The 22,517-nt window shown below is 60.8% G+C and carries 18 protein-coding genes and 1 pseudogene; 5 read left to right on the top strand and 14 right to left on the bottom strand.

What is annotated here, in order from left to right; translation table 11 throughout:
• Nucleotide 1: 1 nt before the first annotated feature.
• The gene (locus PMI03_RS04910; RefSeq protein WP_007690470.1) at nt 2-1,003 is read right to left on the bottom strand and encodes an ABC transporter permease; all 1,002 of its coding nucleotides are present in this window, start codon (nt 1,001-1,003) and stop codon (nt 2-4) included.
• Nucleotides 1,000-1,989, bottom strand: coding sequence for an ABC transporter permease (locus PMI03_RS04915; RefSeq protein WP_007690471.1), 990 nt, complete (start codon nt 1,987-1,989; stop codon nt 1,000-1,002). The genes PMI03_RS04910 and PMI03_RS04915 overlap by 4 nt, the downstream gene beginning before the upstream one ends.
• 289 nt (nt 1,990-2,278) lie before the next feature.
• Here PMI03_RS04915 and PMI03_RS31475 point away from each other — a divergent pair, with 289 nt between their 5' ends.
• The 4 genes and pseudogenes from PMI03_RS31475 (at nt 2,279) to PMI03_RS04930 (ending at nt 5,252) form a co-directional block, all read left to right on the top strand.
• On the top strand, nt 2,279-2,428 hold the full coding sequence (locus PMI03_RS31475) for a hypothetical protein (RefSeq protein WP_007690472.1): 150 nt from the start codon (nt 2,279-2,281) through the stop codon (nt 2,426-2,428).
• A 34-nt stretch (nt 2,429-2,462) separates the two neighbouring features.
• Nucleotides 2,463-3,641: an LLM class flavin-dependent oxidoreductase gene (locus PMI03_RS04920; RefSeq protein WP_007690473.1), complete on the top strand. Its 1,179-nt coding sequence runs from the start codon at nt 2,463-2,465 to the stop codon at nt 3,639-3,641.
• 11 nt (nt 3,642-3,652) lie between these two features.
• Nucleotides 3,653-3,983: pseudogene (locus PMI03_RS04925) on the top strand (ABC transporter substrate-binding protein); the annotation flags it as partial.
• Between the two features lie 45 nt (nt 3,984-4,028).
• Nucleotides 4,029-5,252 (top strand): monooxygenase, encoded by a 1,224-nt coding sequence (locus PMI03_RS04930; RefSeq protein ID WP_007690475.1) that lies wholly within the window; start codon nt 4,029-4,031, stop codon nt 5,250-5,252.
• 57 nt (nt 5,253-5,309) lie between these two features.
• Here the strand turns inward: PMI03_RS04930 and PMI03_RS04935 are convergent, their stop codons facing one another.
• From PMI03_RS04935 to PMI03_RS04975, 9 genes are all read right to left on the bottom strand, one after another.
• Nucleotides 5,310-6,914, bottom strand: coding sequence for an ABC transporter substrate-binding protein (locus tag PMI03_RS04935; protein ID WP_007690477.1), 1,605 nt, complete (start codon nt 6,912-6,914; stop codon nt 5,310-5,312).
• A 200-nt stretch (nt 6,915-7,114) separates the two neighbouring features.
• Complete coding sequence (locus PMI03_RS04940) at nt 7,115-7,717, bottom strand: alkylhydroperoxidase domain protein (RefSeq protein WP_007690479.1); 603 nt, start codon at nt 7,715-7,717, stop codon at nt 7,115-7,117.
• 22 nt (nt 7,718-7,739) lie between these two features.
• Nucleotides 7,740-8,348 (bottom strand): CMD domain protein, encoded by a 609-nt coding sequence (locus PMI03_RS04945; protein WP_007690481.1) that lies wholly within the window; start codon nt 8,346-8,348, stop codon nt 7,740-7,742.
• Nucleotides 8,349-8,378: 30 nt separating this feature from the next.
• A complete protein-coding gene (locus PMI03_RS04950) occupies nt 8,379-9,428 on the bottom strand; it encodes a putative FMN-dependent luciferase-like monooxygenase (protein WP_007690483.1) in 1,050 nt (349 codons plus the stop codon).
• 4 nt (nt 9,429-9,432) lie between these two features.
• Entirely contained in the window at nt 9,433-11,115 is a 1,683-nt protein-coding gene (locus tag PMI03_RS04955; protein ID WP_007690485.1) for an ABC transporter ATP-binding protein, read from the bottom strand.
• The gene (locus PMI03_RS04960; protein WP_007690487.1) at nt 11,112-12,026 is read right to left on the bottom strand and encodes an ABC transporter permease; all 915 of its coding nucleotides are present in this window, start codon (nt 12,024-12,026) and stop codon (nt 11,112-11,114) included. Before PMI03_RS04960 ends, PMI03_RS04955 begins: the two co-directional genes overlap by 4 nt.
• Entirely contained in the window at nt 12,023-12,967 is a 945-nt protein-coding gene (locus PMI03_RS04965; RefSeq protein WP_007690496.1) for an ABC transporter permease, read from the bottom strand. The genes PMI03_RS04960 and PMI03_RS04965 overlap by 4 nt, the downstream gene beginning before the upstream one ends.
• Nucleotides 12,968-13,027: 60 nt before the next feature.
• Nucleotides 13,028-14,662, bottom strand: coding sequence for a TIGR04028 family ABC transporter substrate-binding protein (locus tag PMI03_RS04970; RefSeq protein WP_007690498.1), 1,635 nt, complete (start codon nt 14,660-14,662; stop codon nt 13,028-13,030).
• Nucleotides 14,663-14,858: 196 nt separating this feature from the next.
• Nucleotides 14,859-16,061 carry a M20 aminoacylase family protein gene (locus tag PMI03_RS04975; protein ID WP_007690500.1) on the bottom strand — a complete coding sequence of 401 codons (1,203 nt, stop codon included), beginning with the start codon at nt 16,059-16,061 and terminating at the stop codon, nt 14,859-14,861.
• 336 nt (nt 16,062-16,397) lie between these two features.
• On the opposite strand from PMI03_RS04975, the gene PMI03_RS04980 reads away from it, so the two are divergent.
• Nucleotides 16,398-17,696 (top strand): DUF3422 domain-containing protein, encoded by a 1,299-nt coding sequence (locus tag PMI03_RS04980; protein WP_007690503.1) that lies wholly within the window; start codon nt 16,398-16,400, stop codon nt 17,694-17,696.
• 32 nt (nt 17,697-17,728) lie between these two features.
• Here the strand turns inward: PMI03_RS04980 and PMI03_RS04985 are convergent, their stop codons facing one another.
• The 3 genes from PMI03_RS04985 to PMI03_RS04995 are packed head-to-tail and all read right to left on the bottom strand — an operon-like array spanning nt 17,729 to nt 22,478.
• Nucleotides 17,729-18,805 (bottom strand): siderophore-interacting protein, encoded by a 1,077-nt coding sequence (locus tag PMI03_RS04985; protein WP_007690505.1) that lies wholly within the window; start codon nt 18,803-18,805, stop codon nt 17,729-17,731.
• Between the two features lie 20 nt (nt 18,806-18,825).
• Nucleotides 18,826-20,085, bottom strand: coding sequence for an MFS transporter (locus PMI03_RS04990; protein ID WP_007690506.1), 1,260 nt, complete (start codon nt 20,083-20,085; stop codon nt 18,826-18,828).
• Nucleotides 20,085-22,478, bottom strand: coding sequence for a TonB-dependent siderophore receptor (locus tag PMI03_RS04995; RefSeq protein ID WP_007690508.1), 2,394 nt, complete (start codon nt 22,476-22,478; stop codon nt 20,085-20,087). The genes PMI03_RS04990 and PMI03_RS04995 overlap by 1 nt, the downstream gene beginning before the upstream one ends.
• Nucleotides 22,479-22,517: the final 39 nt, after the last annotated feature.

Genomic DNA, 22,517 nt, shown 5'->3' on the forward strand with positions numbered 1-22,517 from the left:
CTTAGCGTTCCTCCGCAAAACGAGGATTGAGAGCGTCGTTCAATCCATCGCCGATCAGGTTGAGCGCAAGAACCGTGAAGACGATAGCAAGGCCGGGCAATGCGGTCAGATACCAGGCGGTGCGGATGACATCGCGGCCCGAACCGATCATCGAGCCCCAGGAGACCTGGTTCGGATCGCCGAGCCCCATGAAGGACAGCGCCGATTCCATCAGGATCGCGCTTGCGACCATCACCGAGGAGGTAACGATCAGCGGCGGCAGCGCGTTCGGCAGGATTTCGCGGAAGATGATGCGCCCATGCCCGAAACCGAGACTGCGAGCGGCAAGCACATAGTCCTTTTCGCGGATGGCACGGAATTCGGCCCGTGTCAGGCGCGCAACCGTCGGCCAACTGACGAGAGCGATCGCGACCGTCACGGTCGTCGTCGTCGGCTGCGCGATCGCCACGAGTACCACGAGGAGAACGAAGCTTGGTATCGTCTGGAAGATCTCAATGAGTTTGACGAGCAGATCGTCGACCAGCCCGCCGAAATAGCCGGCAAGCGCGCCGATCGTGATGCCGGCGCTAAGTCCGAGCAAGGTCGCCGCTATGCCAACCAGCAGCGATACGCGCGCGCCGTGCAGAATGCCGGCAAGCACATCGCGGCCCATGGAATCGGTGCCGAGTGGATAGGCGCCATTCTGGCCCGGCCAAAGGAAGGGGCGTGAGACCATCTCCATCGGGTCGCCGGGATAGAAGACCGGGGCGAATAGCGCTGCAAGCGCCACGGCTGCCAGGAAAGCCAGGCCGAACAACGCATTGGGATTGGCGAGGAAGACCTTCACCTCTCGCCGTGCCCCACGCCATCGCTGCTTGCCAACCGAGGCTATACGCGCATCGGGCGCATGGATATGAGCCCAGCGCGCCACTGGACGCGGCTCGACGACAGGTTCGGGCTCAGTCCTCGCTGCGACGAGATCGATCGGCTCTCCGGTATAGGGTCTGAGCTTGTGCGTATTCATCGGCTTGCTCCTATCCTGGGGTCGAGCCAGGCTTGCAGAAGATCGACGGCCGCATTTGCGACGATCACGAGGAACGAGGAGAGAAGCAGGATCCCGAGCAGCACGCTGAAGTCGCGCGCCATGACGGCCTCGAAGGCAAGGCGCCCAAGGCCCGGCCAGCTATAGACCGTCTCCACCACGACGGCGCCGCCGAGCATGCCGCCGAAATGCATGCCGGCCATGGTCGTGATCGGGATCAGCGCATTGCGCAGCACATGCCGCGTCGTCACGAAAAATGGCGAAACGCCCTTGGCACGAGCCGTGCGGACGAAATCCTGCGACTTGACTTCAAGCATGGAGGCACGCGTCAGCCGCGCGTAGATCGCCAGATAGAACAGCGAGAGCGATGTCGCCGGCAGGATCATGTAGCGGGCACGATCAAGCAGCGCCGGCAGGCCAGTCAGCCGCGAGCCGATGGTGCTGTCGCCGCCGCTTGGCAGCCAGCCGAGCTTGACGGAGAAAAACAGGATCAGCATCAGGCCGATCCAAAATCCGGGAATGGAATAGAACAGCAGCGACACGATCGATATCAGCCGGTCCGGAATCCGCCCCGCGAAGGTCGCCATCAGCGATCCCAGGATCAAGCCGACGGTGATCGCAATCGCCAGCGCCGCCAGCATCAGCATCAACGTGCCGGGCAGGCGCTGCCCGATCAGGTCAGCGACCGGCATGCCATAGCGCGGCGAGAAGCCGAGGCTGAAATGGGCGAGGTTGTTGAGGTAGTCCACGAGTTGCACGAGGATAGGATTGTCGAGGCCGAAGCGCGACCGCAGAGCCGCCATGGATTCGACCGTCGCCGAGCCTGCTTCCGCTGCCATGACATCGGCGGCGTCGCCCGGCGCAAGCTTCAGCAGGAAGAAATTGAGAATGACAATCCCGAGCATCGTGGGCACGGCCTGGATCACCGTCCGCCGGATTGTTCGTGCGATACGTCTATAGGCTGACACCGCGCTTCACCTCGCAACTGCTATCGCCACCACTTCGCGGCATTGCAATAATAGTTGACTAAATCTGTGGATTTTGTCAAATTTACTTTAGCAAATAATTCTTTCGATTATCCTGAAACCGCGATCTCATCGCATCATAAATCCAAAATATACGTATTTACTAGCATGAAATATCAACGCGCATATCTGTCGAGGTAAAAAGCTCTATCGCAAGAAACTTCCGCAGAAAGTGAAATCAGCAGGGGCTGGCCCGAGGGTCACAAGCCCGCAATGTGAAGGCTTGACGCTTATGACCCCACTCCCTCCCCCCACCCGCCGCAGCGTCCTCCTGGCTACGGCAACCCTTGGCGCGACTATGGCAGCACGGCTGCCCGCTTCCACTGCCGATGGCGAAGGCATCGCCGGCAGCCTGGCCTATGCCTATGTCGCGACGGCCTGACCGACACTGAAACGCGAGAAAACAGGAAGACGCCATGTCCATCCAACATCAACCGGGCTCCTTCGTCGGGCTACCGAAATTTGCCGCGCCGACCGATTTTCCCGAAAGCCCGCTGTCGCAGGCACTCAAGCAGCCCGTATTGCTCGGGCTCTTCCTACCGATCCAGGCAGGTGGCTGGACGCAATCGACGCTGGAACGCTCGACCGATTGGCGCTTCGACTACAACAAGGCGCTGACGCTGCGGGCGGAAGAGCTGGGCTTTGATCTTGTCTTTGCCCTATCGCAATGGCTGCCGAAGGGCGGGTATGGCGGTGTGTTCGATGGGCAAGCGCTCGACAGCTTCGTTTCGATCGCGGCGCTCGCAGGCCTCACGAAGAAGATCATGCTGATCTCCACCATGCATGTGCTCTACGGCCCCTGGCATCCTCTGCATCTCGCCAAGTTCGGTGCGACGCTCGACCACATCACCGGCGGGCGCTGGGGTATCAACGTCGTCACCGGTCATCGCGCCGTCGAGCATGAGATGTTCGGATGGCCGCGGATCGAGCACGACAAGCGCTATGACCTCGCGGCTGAATTTCTCGAAGTCCTGCAGCGGCTCTGGAGCGATACCGAGAATTTCTCCTACGAGGGAGAAAGCAGCTGGAAGCTCGGCGGCGGCTTCGTGACGCCGAAGCCGAATTACGGCCGGCCGATCCTGGTGAACGCGACCGGCTCCGATGCCGGGATCGCCTTTGCAGGCCGCTATTCGGACATCGTCTTCATCACCAGCCCGACCGGCGCCGACATCGACAGCGCATTGCAATCCCTGCCCGCTCATACCAAGCGGGTCAAGGATACGGCAATCAGCGTTGGGCGCAGCATCCGCACCCTCCTCAACCCTATGGTCATCTGTAGGCCGACCGAGAAGGAAGCCTGGGCGCTGGCCGACAAGATCGTTGCACATGCCGACCAACGTTCACCACAGGGTTTCCAATCGCTGAATTCCGACGCCCACGCCTGGAAAGGCCGTGACGCACAGGATCCCTACCGCTCCGTCGGCGGCAATATCCGCGTCATCGGCTCGCCGGAGCAGGTGGTCGATCAATTCCTCAAGTTGAAGGCGGCCGGTGTCGACGGCCTTCAACTCAGCTTCTTCGATTTCCGCGACGACCTCGACTTCTTTGGCAGCGATGTCCTGCCGCTGATGAAGCAAGCGGGCCTGCGCAACTGAAAGGGACGACCATGACAAGCAATGCCATTTCCGAAATCTGGTACACACGCTGCCCCGTCCCGACACCCGTCGGCCTCGCAGCCCAACTCGGCTATCTCGAAGAAACCTTCCGCAAGGACGGCGTGATGCTGAAATCCATCATCGATTCACCGGATCGAGACGTCTGCCAGAGTTATTTCGATCACACGCTCGACTGGTCTTTTCGCCACGGCGCCAACCTGCCGCCGATCCGCGCACGATCCGAAGGCATTGTCGATTTCATGCGCAACCGCGTTGAAAGGGCTGGTTTCAGCGCTTTCGCTGAATGAGCTCGCCCATACCGATGTCGACATCATCGAGATCGGGCATTTTGATACAACGACCATATCAACAGGTGGGTGAATACCGATGACGCAGATCGATTTGGCGTGGGGTGCAGGCCCAACGCTACGCTACGATGAACTGGCGGAGCGGTTCCGACCCGTCTTTGCTCGCATTCGCTCCTCGGCCATAGAACGCGACCTCGTGCGCGAACTTCCGCATGAGCAGATCAGCTGGCTGAAGGAGAGCGGTTTCACCACGCTGCGGCTCTCCACAGAAGATGGCGGCTCTGCTGCGACGCTGCCGGAGCTTTTCAACCTCCTGATCGAACTGTCGGCGGCCGACTCGAATGTGACGAATGCCCTTCGCTCGCATTTCGGTTTCACCGAAGATGTTATGAATTCGTCTGTCGTCGCCTGGCGTTCCGAATGGCTCAGGCGGATAGCCGCTCGGGAACTGATCGGCAGCGGCTTCTCCGAAGTCGGAGAGGCGAAAGTCGGTTCATTTTCGACCAGGCTGACCCGCAACGGCGATCACTGGCTGTTAAACGGCGCGAAATACTACACCACCGGCTCACTATTCGCCGACTGGATCAATCTCGGCGGCAACGACGAGAACGGCGAGCCGATCGGCGCGCTGGTGCCGCGCCAAGCGCAAGGTGTCGACGTCGTCGATGATTGGGATGGCTTCGGGCAATCGCTGACCGCAAGCGGCACCGCGCTGTTTTCCGATGTGGTCATCAAGGCTGAACTGGTGACGCCTCCCGGCGGCCGGTTCAAATATTCCTCCGCCTTCTTCCAGCTTGTGCATCTTGCCACGCTCGCCGGCATCGGCCGCGCCGCCGCCACCGATGTTGCCCGGCTGGTCAGCGAGCGCAAGCGCATCTATAGCCACGGCAATGCCGCAAGCGTCAGCGAAGACCCGCAGATCCTGCAAGTCGTCGGCCGGGTGCGAGGCGCGGCCTATTCGGCGGGCACGATCGTCCTGAAGGCGGCCGAAGCGCTCCAGCGGGCATACGAACTGCGCGCCGATGTAGATCCAGCGATCAGCGAGCGCTCCAACGCCATTGCCGAGATCGAGGTCAACCAATCGGTCCACGCCGTCACCAGCCTGATCCTCGAGGCCACCACGCTTCTCTTCGATGCTCTCGGCGCTTCGGCAACCAAGCGTGGTCTTGGCCTCGACCGCTATTGGCGCAATGCAAGAACAATCTCCTCCCACAACCCACGCATTTATCGCGACCGCATCGTCGGAGACTTCGCGGTCAACGGCACGCCCCCACCGGCTCAGTACAAGATCGGCCAGATCTGACGCTTCGGGCCGCGGGATTGGAATCCCCGCGGCCCGAACATCTGGATCAGTGATGCTTCATGCAGTTGGACTGAGCCATATCTGCCCGAAGCTGTTGTTGATGCCCTGGGCGCCCGGCGCAAAGTTTCGCACTTTCTTGTTGGCGACGATCTGCGCGCCGGCCGCAACCAGATCGACGGAGACGACATCCTCGTGAACGATATGCTGAAACTGATACCAGAGTGCCCGGCGCTTGCCTTCGTCCGGTTCGGTTGCCGCCGCTTCGAGCAGGCGATCCACCTCTGGATTGGAATAGTGGCTCGCATTGGAAAAGACGAGGCCGATCTTGAAGTTCTTCGACCAATAGGCGCGCTGGACGCCCAATGACGGATCGAAGGTGTTGGAGAGGGATTCGATGACGATATCCCAGGCACGGTCGGTATAGACCGTCTTCAGGAACGTCGCGAGGTCGAGCTTCAGGATTTCGGCGTCGATGCCGATCACGGCCAGCGATTGCTTGATGAAATCGGCATAGGCCGGCGTCAGGAAGGAATTATAGGCGAGGCGCAGCTTGAAGCGTTTGCCCGCAGCGCCACGCGGATAGCCCGCCTCGTCCAGCAGCTTTTCCGCAAGCTTTGGATCCGGCTCGCGGGCCTTGATGCTTGGATCATACCATTTGGGCAGCGCCGTGCTGATCGGGCTCGGCGACACCTGCCCATATCCGTAAAGGGCGATATCGACGAGCTTCTGCAGATCGATGGCATGCGCGATCGCCAGCCTTACCTCGCGCTTGTTCAGGATTTCGTTCTCATAGTTGAAGAACAACTGCTGTTGCGGACCGGAATAGGCATAGGTGGTCGTGTCCACCACGAGGTTCGGATTCGTCTTCAACCGCTCGATATCCGAGAGCGGCACCGGATTGGCGCCGATGTCGATCTCGCCGGTTTCGAGTGCCGCAGCACGGGCCGCAGGATCGAGGATGACGCGCAGCACGACACGGTCGAGATAGGGCTTCGGCGCATCCCAATAATCGGGATTGCGGTCGAAGATCAAATAGCTGCCGGGCACCCATTCCTTCAGGATGAACGGCCCCGTGCCGATCGTCTGCGCGAGGTTCGGCTGCTGTTCGGGCTTGAATTTTTCATAGACATGCTTTGGAACGATAGGCGATTCCGAGCTGCTCAGTGCGGAAATCAGGTAAGGCGCCGGTTTCGAGAGAACGATGATCGCCGTATGAGGATCGGGCGTCTCGACGGCCGTCACGTTCTGATAGGTGATACGCCCGCGCGGATGTGCCTCCCGCAAGCGGAAAACCGTGAAGTTGACGTCCTCGGAGGTGAAATCCTGCCCGTCATGCCACTTCACCCCCTGGCGAAGCTTGAAGGTGTAACGCAGGCCATCCTCGCTCACCGACCATGCGGTCGCCAATAGAGGTATTGGATTGAGATCATAGTCGAAATCGAACAGACCCTCGTTGATCTTCGGCCCGATCGCCTGGCCGGTGCCGGACGACGTGTTGATGGCGATCAGCGATGTCGGGTCGGGATAGTATGCCCAATTGAGCGTACCGCCCCTGACAGGCGGCTCCCCAGCCGCCTCGCCGATATCCGGAATGCCGGTAAATGCCAGACTTGCGCCACTGAGCAGCAAGAGTTGATTGAACTGACGACGATTGATGGTCATGCCTTCTGCTCCGAAAAAGTCAGAGCGGCCAAAGCCGCGAACGGGGCCCCACCCCGCATGGAGATGATCCCGTTCGCGCGTCATAATTGAAAGGCAGAATTTCTACTGACGATGGAAAGCCATGCTTCTTCGAAGAGCCACAGCCCTTTGGCAGGTACCTATCACACCCGACGTTTGAGATAGGCAAACCTGGCGAGCCGTTACTTTGCGGGCGTCGGCTCTCCAAGCGACAACATTAGCCGGTTTGCCCAATTGAAGAAGGCCGACGCGTGGATGAGATCGGCGATTTCGAGATCGCTCAAGCCTTCGTCACGCAGCTTGCCAATGTCCGCCGTGCCGAACTCCGCAGGCGTTTCGCTCAAGGTCGACGAGGCCGAGACAAGCGCATTCCACCGGCTGCCGAGATCGGTTTCCGTTCCCTCATCCAGCAGGCGCTGGACGTCCTCCGTTCGCTTCGAATGATGGGAAGCAAAGCGGGAATGCACGGAGGCGCAGAAGATGCAGCCATTGGTGCGCGAGGCCGCCGTCGCGGCGAGCTCGCGGTCGGCGCGCGGCAGGCCTGCCGCGACATTGTAGAAAATATCCTTGTCCGTTTTCGTGCGCGCCTGCAGGATCTCGGGATCCCGCGCGAGCAGCATGAAATAGGGCGATTTTGAACGAGATGCATCGACAAGCCCCGCCCAATGGCGCTCGGTCAGATCGCCTTCGACAAGCGGCTCCAGCCAGGGCGTCCAGCCGATTTCGGCCTGGGTAAAGACATTCGGACGGTTTTCGATCTCGGGATGAATGACGGTGTCTGTCATAACGGATTTACCTTCTGTTCGGCTAAGCTGACAGGGACTGCGCGGTGGCGGTCGCCAAAGCCTTTAGTCCGGTGACAACCCTGATTTGGAACGCCAGAAAGGCGACGATCTGCGATAGCGTGACGACACCCGTCGTCGTCCAGCCCGCATCCAGCAGTTTCTGCAAGGCTCCGGCATTGGACTCACGCGGGCGGAAAACGAGAAGATGGCTGTGTTCCAGCGCCGCGGCGAGTTTCGGTCCAAGAGCATTGCGACTATCGCCGGACACCTCATAGACAAGACCGGCGCGATCCTCGCTGGAAAGCGGGCCGGCCGGATAGCGACCATATGGCCCGTGGGTGCGGCCTTTTTCCACCTCGGCTCCAACGGCTGTGGCTAGCGCCTTATCCGTCAGGCCGGAGGCATAGAAGCCGCTGATATCGGCCGCCGCGTGCAGGCCCGTAACGAAGACGGCAATAGCAAGCCGCTCGTCTTGCGTAACATCGCCTTGATGGGCCGGTTCAAACAGTGCCTGATAGCTCTTCTGCGCGTTGAGGCGGGTTTCCGGCCTTTCGGCACGGAGGCGATCCAGCGGGGATCCGGCGGTAATTCCCACCAGAAGATCGATGACGTCAGTGGTCGGCGAAGTCATGGTCGTAGCCTTCTCTTCAAATGTCGGTTTTCAGGCTTTGGTCGCGAAACGGCGTTCGCTTAAGGCCCGCGTCTGCGGCGTCCAGCCAAGAGCGGGGGCCACATGGGCGGCGATGAGCTCCAGGGACCGGAGAATATGCCCGTGCGGCGGATCGACCGAATGCACCTGGAAGACGAGGTCGGTTACCCGCGCAAGCGCAGTATCGGCCTGAAGCGACGCGATGACATCCTCCGGCGTGCCGACATGGACATCGAAGACCTTGAGCAGGTCAACCGTGGTCTCGCCCCGGATCGTGAAGCCGCTCGCGGTAAAGCGCTCGACGCTGCGCCTCAAGCCGATCTCGGCGAAATGCAGGGCCTCTTTCAGGCTGTCGGCCACGAAGAGGCTGCGGGAGCCGAGAATGCGCGGGGCACGCCCGTCCGGCAGGACGGCGAGGTAGGCGTCGATGATCGGGTTTTGCAGATCCCAGAGTTCGGCACCCGGCGCCTCCGGTGGTCGCGGTTGCGTGCGCGACAGCATCAGCCCGTCACCCGCAAGGCCGGCGCGCTCGCCCCCACCGACGGAGAATGTCGCCTGCCAGACCCGGTCGCGCAGATGTGGTGCCGTGGGATAAAGGCGATTGCCACCGGCAAGTTCGTGACCGGCCCATGCTTCGCGAAGCAATGCCAGATGCTTGCCGTAGACCAGCCCGCGATCGGCGCTCTCAAGACCGAATGGCAGGAAGGCTTGCGGCGTACCGCCGGTGCCGACACCGACCTCCAGCCGTCCATCGAGTAGAATATCGAGCACGGCGGTATCCTCGGCGACACGCACCGCGTCTTCCATCGGCAAGGTGATGACGCCCGTTCCAAGACGGATGCGCGACGTTCGCGAGGCCAGTCCCGCCAGAAAAACCAGAGGAGACGGCAAACCGCCCTCCTCGCCATTGAAATGGTGCTGCGCCACCCAGGCGCTGTCGAAGCCCTGCGCTTCGGCATGAATGATCTGCTCGCTGACAAGCCTATAGCGGGTCGCCACATCCACCTGGTCGAGGACACGGCTGAAGAAACCCAATCTTTTCGGTGACGCTGGCGTGCTCATGGGATCATCCTGCATTGCTGTGGGTGGGCTCGAGAAGCCGCGGAAATTTCTTGCCCGGAACGGCATCTATCAGCTCGCGCGTATAGGCGCTCTGTGGATTGCCGAAGACGTCGTCAATCGGGCCGCCCTCGACCAGCTTGCCATCGTTGAGGACGGAGACCGTGTCGGAGATCTGCCGGACCACGGCAAGATCATGCGAGACGAACAGGTAGGTCAGGCCGAGCTCGCGCTGAAGCTCGTCGAGAAGCGACAGGATCTGTGCCTGAACGGTCACATCGAGCGCGGAAACCGCCTCGTCCAGAACGAGAATTTCCGGGTCGAGCACCAGCGCGCGGGCAATCGCGACACGTTGGCGCTGTCCGCCCGAAAGCGCATGCGGCCGCCGTTGCAGGACATCGGCGGGAAGGCCGACCTTTTCGATCGTCGCAGTCACCCTTGCCAGTCGATCAGCCTGCGGCAGCCGCTCGAAATTCAGCAATGGCTCCTCGACGATCCTCGCAATCGTCTGGCGCGGATCAAGCGAGCTGAAGGGGTTCTGGTAGACCAGCTGGATCTTCTTGCGGAAAAGCCGCAGTGTCTCGCCGCGCAGCAACGACAGGTCGAGCCCGTTGATGAAGACCTTGCCGGCTGTCGGCCGCTGAAAGGCGGAGACGATGCGTATGGCGGTCGTCTTGCCGGAGCCGGATTCGCCGACGATCGCATGCGTGGTGCCGCGTCTGACGCGGAAGGACAGACCGTCGACGGCCCTAAAACTGCCCCCTTTGCCGCCGGGACCGAAATCCTGAACCAGCCCGTCGACGACAATGATGTCGTCAGCCGGCTTGGATACCTCGACGTTCGGCCGCGCGGCGCGGGGCACGCGCGCGTTCAGGGAAGGCGCATCGGCAAGCAGCCGGCGCGTATAGGCGCTCTGCGGGTTTCGGACGATGTCGGCAGTGCGCCCTTGCTCCTGAATGCGGCCATGCTGCAAGACGATGAGCCGGTCTGATCGGTCGGCGGCAACGCCAAGGTCGTGCGTCACCAACAGGATGGCCGTGCCATATTCCCGGCGCAGATCATCGATCAGATCGAGAATGTGCTTCTGCACGGTGACATCGAGCGCGCTCGTCGGCTCGTCGGCGATGATCAGCGAAGGCTTCAGCGCGATAGCGATAGCGATCAGCACCCGCTGCCGCATCCCGCCAGACAACTCGTGCGGATATTGTTTCGCGCGAAGTCGCGGCTGGTTGAGGCCAACGCGCTCCAGCAACTCGATCGCTTGAAGATAGGCGGCGGCCCCGGATGCCCTGCCATGAATGATAAGGATCTCGGCAACCTGATCGCCAATCGTCCGCACCGGATTGAGGGAATTACCCGGATCCTGCGGAACGAGGCTGATGACCGACCCTCGAATGCCGTCCAGCCGCTTTTGCGGCCAGCCGGCAATATTCTGGCCATTCAACCGGATGCTACCCTGCTGCAGAAGCCCACCTTCGGGCAGCAGGCCGATCAGCGCTTGAGCCGTCGAACTCTTGCCGGAGCCGGATTCGCCCACCAGCGCCACGACCTCCCCGGCATTCACCTTGAAATCGATGCCATGAACGGCTGGACGTGACCCGCTCCGGTCACGATAGGCGATCGTCAGGCCGGAGACGTCCAGAACGGGTACGCCCGTTTCACCTGATGTGCTCCCTGCGGAAATCATCATCGATTGACACTCCCGATTGCCCGGCTGATGCGGTTGATGGAGATGACGACCAGCACGACGACGATGCCGGGGGCAGCTGTCAGCCACCAGGCGGTCGCGATGTAATTGCGTCCCTCCGCAATCAGCAGACCCCATTCCGGCGTCGGCGGCGGCGCGCCATAGCCGAGAAAGCCGAGTGTCGAGAGCTGAAGAATAGCCCAGCCGGCCTGAAGTGCGGCAAAAGCGATGACCGAGGTCAGCGAGTTCGGCAGGATATGGCGCCACAGCACCTTGAAGAAAGTGCCGCCGCTGCCGAACGCGGCTTCGACATAGTCGCTTCGCCGCACGGTGACGACTTCCGAGCGCACCAGCCGCGCGAACTTCGCAATCAGGGTGATGCCGACTGCGATTGCCGCATTGACCGTGCCGAAGCCGAGCAGGACGACGATGCTGAGCGACAGTAGCAGGTCCGGAATCGACAACATGACATCCACTAGCCGCATGATGGCCGTCTCCAGCCTTCCGCCAAGCGAGCCGGCGAGAACACCCAGCGTCGTTCCGACGACAAGCGCAATGCCGACGGCGGCAAGTGCCCCTGACAGCGAATGCACCGATCCATAGACGATACGGGCATAAAGGTCGCGGCCCAGTGAATCCGTGCCGAGGAGATGCGCGGCGCTCGGCGGCCGCAGATGCTGCCCGGGCAGTCCCTGCACCGGATCATAGACCGTGAAAACGCCAGGCAAGATCGCCCATAGCACGACCAGCGCAAGCACCAGGCAAGCGAGAACGAGGCCGGGTTGAATGCGCAGCGAGAAGCGGCGCGCCTCGGCCTGCCCTTCACCGCCGTCCAGCGGCGTGACCTGCGCGCTGTCAATCGGATCGGCAGCGTCGGTATTATGATGACGTTCAGCGGTTTCGAAGATCGTCATCGCGTCGTTCCCAGCTTCGCCTTGAGGCGTGGGTCGAGGATCGGATAGAGCAGATCGACGACGAGATTGATGGTGACGAAGGCTGTCGCCGCGATGACGACAATCGCTTGCAGCACGGCAACGTCCTGGCTATCCACCGCCTGTTTCGTCAGCCCGCCGATACCGTTCAGGCCGAAGACGGTTTCGGTGACGACCGCGCTTGCGATCAACTGTCCTAACAACAATCCCGCAACCGTCAGAACCGGCAGGAGCGTGTTTTTGGCGACATGCCGCCAGAGAACCTGCATATGCGAAAGACCCTTGGCGCGCGCCACCGACACGAAGGGGCGCGTCAGGACCTCGTCGATATTCTTCAACAGGATCTGCGCAAGCGGCGCGGAAATCGGCACGGCCACCGTGAGGATCGGCAGGACCAGTCCTTCCCAGGGTCCCGGATTGATCACCGGGACCAGCCGGAACCGAAACGAGAATATCTGAATGAACATAATGCCGAGCCAGAAGGTCGGCACGGAAATGAAAAGCGAAGGCAGCGACTGGATGGCACCGCGTAGCCAGGCAAGCCCTGGGAGATTGGACAATACGGCGATGAGGACGGCCAGAATGGCGGCGACCAGGAAGCCGAAGCCTGCAAGCAACAGCGTCGACGGCAGATTGGTGGCGATCAGAGTGCTGACGGCAACGCCTGCTTGTAATGAATAGCCGAAATGACCGGTGAGGAAATTCCAGATCGTATGGACATATTGCTGCAGGATCGATCCATCGGCGCCATAGGCAGCCCTGATATCGGCAAGCTGTTCTGGGCTGAGCCCATAGTCCGGGCTCTGGAATTTGATGAGCACCGCATCGCCCGGCATCGACTGGAGCAGCACGAAGGATACCGTGAACGCCGCCCAGAGAACGAGCAGGGACTGTCCGATCCTCGATAGTATGTATCTTGTCATGCCGATTACCATGCCTTCAACAGACGTCGGCCCGGCGAAATGCCGGGCCAAACGCCATCATCAATGCTCGGCGAGCCAGGTGCTGTAGAATGCCGGCCGGCCGACGGCCTCAAAAGCGATCCCCTTCACATAAGGGGCGCCGGCAAACACCTGCGGTTCCTCGAAGAACGGAATGACATAGGCCTGATCCAGCAGATATTCCTGTGCTGCCTTGGCGGCTGCCAGCCGCTTGCTGCTGTCCGTCTCAGAGGCGACGGTCTCGAGGATGCCGTTCAGCTTTTCGTCAAAGAAGGTAGCCTTCGGATTGAGCCCGCCCTTCTGCAACAGCGCGTCGCGGTTTTTCGGATAGAACTGGCTCTTGATGACGTCAGGATCGGCGCGACCGACTTCGGCGACGACGAGCGGCGTCTTTGCCGGGTCGACATTGTCCGTCACCAGATTGCCGGACGTGCCGGCAAGCACCTGCAGCTTGACGCCGATCTTGGCCCATTGCTGCGCGACGAGCTGGAGCACGGCCTTGTTCTGCGGCTGCGGCAAGGACTCATAAACGGCGAGTGCCAGCGGTTTGCCATCCTTCTGCCGCACGCCACCTGAACCCTTGGTCCAGCCAGCTTCGTCAAGGAGCTTTTCGGCAAGCGCCGGATCGTAGGCAAGCTTCGAGGATAGATCCGCATAGCCGGCGGCGGCCGACGAAATGATCGACTTTGCCCGCGGATAATTCGCCGAAAACAGCGTGTCGACGATCTCCTTGTTATCCGTGGCATGCAGGAGCGCTTGGCGGACCTTGATATCGGCGACGAGCGGATTGTCCGGCCGGAAGGCGACGCTGTCGTTGACGCCGCGCGTCGGCGCGGCATAGATCGCGAAACTCTGGTCGCTTACCTGCTTCTCGTCATAGGCCTGGAGCTGACGGATGAAATCGGCCTGGCCGGAGAGCAGCGCGCCGATGCGAACGCTATCCTCGCCGGTGATGATGTACTTGATGCCGTCGAGATAGGCCCTGCCCTGATGTTCGAGCTTGGCCGGACCCCAATTGTAATCCGCACGAGCCTTCAGCGCGAGCTGCTTGCCGAGCGTCTCGCTCTCGACGACGAAGGGGCCGGAGCCAATGATCTTCGTCGCGTCGCCGAGCTGATCGAAGGGCAGCGCCAGCGTCTTCAACGAAACAAGGCCGGAGCCGATCACGGACGTGCCCTGCAGGAAGCCGGGTGACGACTTCTTGAAATAGAACTTCACGGTGTAGGGATCGACGACTTCGCTGTGATCGTAGTTGTTGATGACTTCGGAAGCCGGTTGCTTCAGCTCCTTGTTGCCAAGGCCGAAGGTATCGTAATTCTTGGCGACAGCGCTGGCGTCAAGCGGCGTGCCATCGGAAAAGGTGACGCCCTTGCGGATCTTGAAGGTATATTCCGTCGCGCTGTCATTGACGGCCCAGGACTCGGCGATCCACGGCTCGACCTGCAGCGTCTTGGGGTTTTGATAGGTCAGCTTGTCGGTGATCTGATTCAGGATACCACCGTTCGGATAGAAGCCTCCAGCCGGCGGATAAAGATTCGTGTGGGCTTGCTGCTCCAGATAGATCAGCGTCCCACCCTGCACCGGCTTGCTGTCCTCGGCCGAGAAGGCCACTTGGGGAAGCGCCAAGGAGACGAACCCCAAGAGCGTCAATGTCTTCAAATTACGTGCGATTGTCATCTGATGCCTCGAACTGGAATGTATCGAGAGGGTATCGCACCGACCGGATCAATCAATATTGTTTATGGAATTACTATGCTATATTTGAGTTGCTGCGGAGAATGAACCTTCAGCCTGTCCCGGCCTCGGGCAATTCCCGTTCAGGGCAATTGGAGGCTGCATTACGCAGCACGCATCGTTGGTCCGCTCGGAGCTTTCACGCAGCCTTGAGCCTGCTCTCCGCGAGGCGGGCGAACAATGTCGCGCCGACCGGCAGGATGGCGTCGTCGACGATGAAACCGGGATTGTGGGCCGGAACAGTGCCGGAATGGCCGAGCGTGAAGAAGGCTCCGGGCGCGTGCAACAAAAAGTCCGCGAAATCCTCGCTGCCCATCGCCCGCTTCGGCGCTGTCGAAACCCGTGTCGGCCCCAGAACCTCGCGCCCGATGTCGGCGACGATATCGACATGTTCGGCATGGTTGGTCAGGACTGAGAAAATATCGCGGATATCGATTTCGGCCGTGAGATCATGGGCGGCCGCGACGTTCCGGGCGATGGTCGTGAGCCGGGAGCGGATCAGCTCTCTGACCCCATCGGAAAAGGCGCGGATCGTCCCGCCGACGCTCGCCGTCTCTGGGATCACGTTATAGGCCGAGCCGGCCCCGATCTTGGTGACCGACAAAACCGCGGGCTCGGTTGGCGGGACGTTGCGGCTGACGATGGTCTGAAGCGCCTGGACAAGCTCGGTGATCGCCGGGATCGGATCACGTCCGGCATCCGGATGAGCACCATGCGCGCCCTTGCCCTTGAACGTCACGTCGAAGAAGTCTGCGCCGGCAAGCACCGTTCCGGCGGTCACATGCAGATGATCCGGCGCCAGAAAAGTTGCATTGTGGAGTCCATAGATCTCGTCAACGGGAAAACGATCGAACAGTCCGTCGGCGATCATCGCACGGGCACCGCCCAAACCTTCCTCCGCTGGCTGAAAGATGAAGATGACGGTGCCGGCGAAATCTCGGGTCTCGGCAAGATAACGCGCGGTGCCGAGGAGAATGGCGGTATGGGCATCGTGACCGCAGCCGTGAAAGCGGTTCGGATAGATGGAAGCATAGGGCAAGCCGGTTTCTTCCGGCATCGGCAGCGCGTCCATGTCGGCTCTGAGCCCCACCGACCGATTACCCGGATGCCGCCCAACCAGACGCCCGACGACACCGGTCTTGCCGATACCGCGATGAACTTCGATGCCCCAGGACGCCAGCTTGTCGGCGACGATGCCGGAGGTCCTGATCTCCTCGAAGCCGATCTCCGGATGCGTATGAATGTCTTGACGGATCGCAACGAGTTCAGGGACATAGCTCGCGATACGCTCGATGACCTTCGGAGCGGGAGCATCGTTGGCGATGGTGTTCGATTGGGTCATGGGAGCATCTCGGGATGGAGAAACGGACGCCGGATCGGAACGATCAGCGACCGTTACATAAACATCGAATGCGCAGGTAGTCTATAAAAATAGTAGATTAAATGACTTACGCCGAAAAACATTGCCGAATGCCTGTGGCCCGCCCTGCTCCTCTTATGTAAAGTTCCCTTGTTAAAACAGTGCCGCTCTCGATCAGTCTCGAACCTCGAAAAGGAAGGTGAATATATGCTCATCGAACACGTATCCCTCTTTGAGCTGGAGGGGACACGGGTGCCGTCAAGGATTGCGAAGCTCCTGCTGACTTGGTGTATCGATGAGGTCGGAGGTCGCAGATAGATGGTGAAAGAGCAAAAGGCCGCGAGCAAGAAGCCGTCCACCGCCTCCCTATCATTCCCGCCGGCAGAAAATCGCGCCCAGGCGCTCGGTGAAATACATGCACGTCCTTTTGTCGCCGTAACGTCTCCGCGCGTGATCCTCCAATTGGCGTTCCTGATGGAGACCGGCCAGACAAGTCACCATGAGGCCATCGAGACTATGGCGCGCTCTCAAGGTGTGTCCGTGCCGGATCGAACATCGAGGCATTGCACCGTGCAATGGGGCCAAGGGACCTTGCGCTGGGAACGCCATACCGAATTTTCGACTTGGTTTTGGGATGGACCAGCCATGGCGGCCCCCTGGACCGCGATTGCGTTGCACCCCTTTGGCGGCAGCTTCCACGCTCCGGGAAGCTTCATTTCCGGTATCCGGCTGGAGATATGGCCGGAGGGCGCGCAGGCGGAAGCGGCACTCACCTCGTTCGACGGTGCCAGCCTTTGCCGCAGCCGGATTCGCGACGGGTTGGCAGAAGTCGCCACCGACTTTCGCCAGGACGGCGATGGCCTCACCCGCATGCTGCTCATAGATCGAGGCCTAACCGATCTCGGTCGCGGCGCAACGGTCCAGTGTCTTCTCGACATCGAAACCTACCGCACCCTGGCAATGCTGGCATTGCCGCTTGCTCAATCATTGTCGCCCGAAATACGCGCGATCGAGGAAGCTCTCGGGGCGGTCACCCAACGAATGAAGGGCCAGGTATGGGAGAATGCGGATGAGATGCTCGCCGAAATCACTCGTCTCGCATCCGAACTGCAGGCCAATGCCGCTCAATCGCTCTATCGTTTCGGAGCGAGCACGGCATATGATTTCATCGTGAGCGAACGGATCGCCACTTTAGGGGAAGAACCGATTGCGGGCGAGACCCTGGGCTCCTTCCTGGAGCGTCGGCTCGCACCAGCGATGCGGACTTGCAAATCTGTCGAGGAGCGTCAGGAAAGCTTGTCGATCAAGCTTTCGAGAACTACGGAGCTCTTAAGGACCTGGGTGGATGTGGGACTTGCACGGCAGAACACGGCACTGCTCACATCGATGGATCGAAGAGTGAAACTTCAGCTCCGGTTGCAGCAAACAGTCGAAAGCCTCTCGGTGGCTGCGATCTCCTATTATATCGTTGGGCTCGTCAACTACGCCGCAAAAGGATTAGGCCACGATATCGTGGAGCCGATGCTTTCGATCGCGCTGGGCATCTCCGTGCCGATCATCGTCGTCAGCGTCTGGTTTTTCGTGCGTAGCGTCAGGCGCCGTCATCAGGACTCCTGAGATAGAGCTTTGATAATAGCGACGCTCCTCCGTCAGGCCTGCTTTGCCGATTCCCCTTCCGCAAAACCCCGTCGCCAGAAGGCGACGACCAGATGCCGCTCGCGTGGCAGCTTCCAGGTCCGCCGCGCGAGCTTGCGCAGCTCGACGAAGTCGCCGAACTCGCAGCCGGCCCAGAAATAGATATCCTCTCCCAGACTATCGGCATCGAGGTGGCTCAGCGCCTCGGGCAGCAGACCGGTCGTTCCCGCCGGCCGACCTTGCCGGTAGAGATAGTTGAGCTCGATATTCTCGCCGCTGCGCAATTCATATCGGCAATCCGGATTGTCGATCTCGATGAACAATCTGGCGCTGACCGACGACGGAATTTCCTCCAATATCCGCGCGATCGCCGGCAGGGCGGTATCGTCGCCGCAGAGAACGAGCGACTGCGCCCTCGGGATCTCGCCACCGGCCGGCGCGAACAATCCGACAAGATCGCCCGGCTGAGCATGCACCGCAAAGGAGGCGCCGGGGCTTCCACCGTCTTCATGATCGTGCAGGGCAAAATCGATCTCGATTTCGCCACGCTCGCTGTCCCGCGAGCGGATGGTATAGACACGCGACACAAGCCTGTCGTCTCCGCCCGGCCAGACGATCCTGCCGTCCGCGCCCAAGGCCGGCCATACCGGCTTGGATCCTCTCGGGGGAAACAGCAGACGAACATGCAGCCCATCGGCGGCGAAGCTGTTCAGCTCCGCCCCGCTCAAACGCAGCCGTCGCATTTGCGGCGTCACGTTCTCCGCCGAAACCACCCTCATCTCGCGGAAAAACGGCGGCAGGCTGCTCTCGGCTTCGCCATCGCCGGACCAGCGCACCGCATCAGGAGCCGCGGCCGAAGAGAAATATTCCGCCACGACCATCTTGATATAGCAAAGATCGATTTGGTCCTTTGCGGCCACGGCAATCGAGATTGCATCGCCTTGCGCTGTGAGATCGGCGCGGCCATAGCGGGAAATGAGTGTTGCTTTTCCGCCCTCAGCCTCGACATTGGCGACATCGCGAAAGCGCTCGGCGAAATCCGTGACAAGTGCCCCTGCCCGGTCGCTCCTGATGATGGTGCTGGCTTGCAATTCGTTCTCCGGTTCTGTTCCTAAAGGCCATCCGCAGGTCGCACTATCGCAACCGCGTTGCCGTTGGCGCCTCGCATCAGCAGGCCAATGGCCGGCACGGCGAGGACCGCGATGACCGCAGCTGTGGTGAAGAAGACGGCGTAGCCGAGATGTTCGGCAATCCAGCCAGCGCCAAGACCGCCGGCCATGCTGATCAAGCCGTCTGCGCACTGGAAAAGCGTAAAATCGACCCCGGCCTGCTTCGGATCCGACCAGCCCATGAACTGGGAATAGAGCGCAACGAAGCCGACGGACATCACTCCCGACGAGCTGGCAATGGCTATCGGCATGATGAAGACCCCCGGCAAACTGTCGTCGAGACTGAAGAGTGCCAGGCCCGCGAGGAGTGCTGCCTGCAACAGGATGGCAAGGATCAGCACCGTGATAGCGCCCCAGAGCCGCACCAGCAGGCCGCCCAAGAGCGCGCCGCTAAAGCCGACAACCATACTGCCGATGCCGTTCAAGGCGCCGATGGTGGACAGATCGAAACCGCGATCGATCAGGAAAGGGCCGAGCATAGAGAGCCCCCATTTCTGGCCCGCCACGTAGATCGCAGCGATCATCAGGCCTTTCTGTACTTGCGGACGCTTGAGAGCCAGAAATAGCGAGGGCGCATGCGGCCGTGTCTCGATTGTGCTGCGGGTTGCTGGCCCGAACACGAACGGCAGTCCCAGGATGATGACGAGGAATGCCATGGCAAAGGCCGCGTAGCTCCAGCCTATGCTATCCACCAGCACGAGAAACAGGCCAGCACCGATTGCCGAGCCGAGATAGGAGCCGCCGACCTGCGCGGTGTTTCCCCAACCGTGATGCTCCTTGGCAAGCGTCTCGACCGCATAACCATCGCAGGCGATATCCACCGTCGACGTCACCAGCGCGACCAGCAAGAGCACGCACAGCACCGGCGCCAGCGGATAAGGACCAGTGAGGCCGATGGCGGCGAGACCGGCGGCACACAGCAATCCGCCGGCAAATACGATCAACCGGGACCGGTTGTGCCCCTGCGCCGGCAGGCGGAAGCGCTCGACATAGGGCGACCAGAGAAATTTCAGCGTCCATGGAATGACGGTGAGATAGAGCAGGCCGATCTGGTCCAGGGGCAGTCCTTGCGCGCGCAAGACCGCCGGCAGGCCGAGCATGGTCACGCCGCCGATGACACTTTGGGCGATATAGAGGCCCCCGACCGCGATGAAGACCGCGGCCGGAGACGGAGAGCTTGCAACGGACGGAACCGTCGTCATCAGAAGCGATACCGCACGCTGGCGACAACCTTGCGGCCTTCATCCCAGTAGCAAAAGCCCGTGGTGCAAACCTGCTTGACTTCGTTCAGCAGGTTCGTCGCATTGACCTGCAGCCGCACGCCCTCGAACGAAGGATTGATCTTGCCGAGATCATAGCGAAGCGAGGCATCGACGAAGGTGCGCGCCTTGTTGTCGAGGACCGGCGTGTGAACGTTGTCGCCGAAGCTCGAACCGACATAGCGAAGCCCGGCGCCGATACCCAATCCCTCCAGCGCACCGCTCTGCACCTCGTAATCGGCCCACAGCGAGAACATGTGGTAGGGCGAGGAATTGAGCGTATTGCCCTTGGTTTCCGAGGTAAGCTTGGTGATTTCGACGTCGTTATAGGAATAGGCGGCAATCAGGTTCAGGCCGTTATCCAGCGATGTCGTTGCCTCAAGTTCGAAGCCGCGGGATTTCAGATCGAGCTGCCGCAGCAGGTTAAGGCCGGAAGAGGTCTCGTAAACGGTGGCGTTCTCCTGATCGATATTGAACAATGCCGCGGTGATGGAGACGTTCCGGTCGGGGATCTGGTATTTGACGCCGACTTCGATCTGCTTGCCGAGCGTGGGATCTGCCTGCTGCGCAACGCTGTTGAAGGTCTGGATCACGCCAGGATTGGCAACGTAGGACGTGCCATAGCTGACATAGGGCATGACGTTCCATGGCGTGACGTAGCCGAGGCCGACACGGAACGTCGTTTCGCTATCGTCGCGGGAATAACTCGTGCCGCCGGGCGTGTAATCGCTCTTGTGCCAGTCGTGACGAAGGCCGGCGGTAAAGCGCCAGGCATCATATTCGATCTGATCCTGCACATAGATGCCGAGCGAATTCTGCTTCTGGGTTTCGCTGTAGTTGATATTCGGCATGTAGGAGTAGCTGTCGGTAAACAGGTCCGGACCGCTGCCCTGGCGCGAGGTGTATTTCATGTAGCTGTAATCGATGCCGGTGATCAGCTGATGCTGAAGCGGCCCGGTGTCGAAATCGGTCTTCAGGTAGGTGTCGGTCGCAAGCCCGCTATTGTCCTCGCGGACGATGCCGGGGTAATCAGCGAAGACCCACTCCTGCCTGGCGGAAATGTCGGAATAGCGCAGCTTGTGATAGAGCGTGACGGAATCACTCAGCGCCTGCTCCAGCTCGTAGCCGATCCGCCATTGCTTCTGCTTGAAATCGTTAAAGCGGGCATCGCCGCCATATTCAGACGTCGCACCGATCGAGGTGCCGGCAAGCCCGTATTTGTTGATGTAACCCCAGGTCCCGCCAGTCGTGGAGTTCATGTATTCGCCGAGCAGCGTCAGCTTGGTGTCTTCGTCAGGCTGCCATGTAAGAGCCGGCGCGATGTACTGCCGATCGTCCTTGATCGCCGCGATCTGGTTGCGCCCGTCGCGCACCAGGCCCGTCACGCGATAGAGCAGCGTATTGTCGTCCGTGACCGGACCGGAGAAATCGAAGGCAGATTGAAGCCGGCCATAGGAGCCGTACTGGACCTCGATTTCGCGCAGCTTTTCTTCCGTCGGCCGCTTGGAAATGATGTCGACGATGCCGCCGGAGCTGCTGGCGCCGTAGACGGACGCCGAAGGACCGCGCAGCGTGGCAATCGCTTCGACACCGTAAGGCTCCAATCGGAACAGGCCGTTGGGGCTGGCGATCTGACGCAGCCCATCGCGGAAGATACCGGTATAGGTGAGGTCGATGCCGCGGACCTTGAACGCGTCATATCGCGGCTCGGCGCCATACTGGCCCAGGCGCGCGCCGGGCGTATAGTTCAGCGCCTCGGAGAGGTTTTGCGGCCGCAGATCCTGCAGCTGCTTCTGCGAGACCGTGGAGATGGACTGGGGCGTCTCGGCGATCGGCGTCTCGGTCTTCGTCGCCGATCGGCCGGATTTTCCGACGTAGCCGTCCGTCTCGAGAACACCTTTAATGCCCTGATCCTGGCCCTGGATGACCAGCGGCTCAAGCACGGTCGATCCATCCGCCGCAACACCACCGGCCCGAGCCGATTGATCGGCACGGTCATAGATGCGGACGGTATTCGGGCCGGTGAAGCTGTAGACAAGTCCCGAACCGGCAAGCAATTGCGCGACTGCAGCCTTGGCAGGGAGATTTCCGCTCACCCCGCGCGTGGTCTTTCCAGCGGTGATCGCCGTCGGATAGAGCAGCCGGATATTCGCCTGGCGTCCAAAGGCCAGAATGGCACTTTCCAGCGATCCTGCCGGTATGGAGACGTTGACAGTCGTCTGTCCGGCATCCGCCTCAGGTTTATTGGCTGTCTGCGCCAGGCCGGCGCCCGCAAATGCCGAAATGCCCACAAAAACCGTCGCCGCGAACGCGCCGCGTCTCACTTTCCAATTCATCGATGCCACACGGGCCCCCTTGATCATCCCTACGCTTAA

Origin of the sequence: Rhizobium sp. AP16 (genome assembly GCF_000281735.1) — a bacterium.
Lineage (GTDB): Bacteria > Pseudomonadota > Alphaproteobacteria > Rhizobiales > Rhizobiaceae > Rhizobium > Rhizobium rhizogenes.

Coding starts and splice junctions, on each gene's coding strand:
- PMI03_RS04980 (WP_007690503.1), top strand. CDS start 16,398: ATGGTGAAAGAGCAAAAGGCCGCGAGCAAGAAGCCGTCCACCGCCTCC.
- PMI03_RS04930 (WP_007690475.1), top strand. CDS start 4,029: ATGACGCAGATCGATTTGGCGTGGGGTGCAGGCCCAACGCTACGCTAC.
- PMI03_RS04955 (WP_007690485.1), bottom strand. CDS start 11,115: ATGATGATTTCCGCAGGGAGCACATCAGGTGAAACGGGCGTACCCGTT.
- PMI03_RS04910 (WP_007690470.1), bottom strand. CDS start 1,003: ATGAATACGCACAAGCTCAGACCCTATACCGGAGAGCCGATCGATCTC.
- PMI03_RS04920 (WP_007690473.1), top strand. CDS start 2,463: ATGTCCATCCAACATCAACCGGGCTCCTTCGTCGGGCTACCGAAATTT.
- PMI03_RS04995 (WP_007690508.1), bottom strand. CDS start 22,478: ATGAATTGGAAAGTGAGACGCGGCGCGTTCGCGGCGACGGTTTTTGTG.
- PMI03_RS04935 (WP_007690477.1), bottom strand. CDS start 6,914: ATGACCATCAATCGTCGTCAGTTCAATCAACTCTTGCTGCTCAGTGGC.
- PMI03_RS04965 (WP_007690496.1), bottom strand. CDS start 12,967: ATGACAAGATACATACTATCGAGGATCGGACAGTCCCTGCTCGTTCTC.
- PMI03_RS04950 (WP_007690483.1), bottom strand. CDS start 9,428: ATGAGCACGCCAGCGTCACCGAAAAGATTGGGTTTCTTCAGCCGTGTC.
- PMI03_RS04940 (WP_007690479.1), bottom strand. CDS start 7,717: ATGACAGACACCGTCATTCATCCCGAGATCGAAAACCGTCCGAATGTC.
- PMI03_RS04970 (WP_007690498.1), bottom strand. CDS start 14,662: ATGACAATCGCACGTAATTTGAAGACATTGACGCTCTTGGGGTTCGTC.
- PMI03_RS04990 (WP_007690506.1), bottom strand. CDS start 20,085: ATGACGACGGTTCCGTCCGTTGCAAGCTCTCCGTCTCCGGCCGCGGTC.
- PMI03_RS04960 (WP_007690487.1), bottom strand. CDS start 12,026: ATGACGATCTTCGAAACCGCTGAACGTCATCATAATACCGACGCTGCC.
- PMI03_RS31475 (WP_007690472.1), top strand. CDS start 2,279: ATGACCCCACTCCCTCCCCCCACCCGCCGCAGCGTCCTCCTGGCTACG.
- PMI03_RS04945 (WP_007690481.1), bottom strand. CDS start 8,348: ATGACTTCGCCGACCACTGACGTCATCGATCTTCTGGTGGGAATTACC.
- PMI03_RS04975 (WP_007690500.1), bottom strand. CDS start 16,061: ATGACCCAATCGAACACCATCGCCAACGATGCTCCCGCTCCGAAGGTC.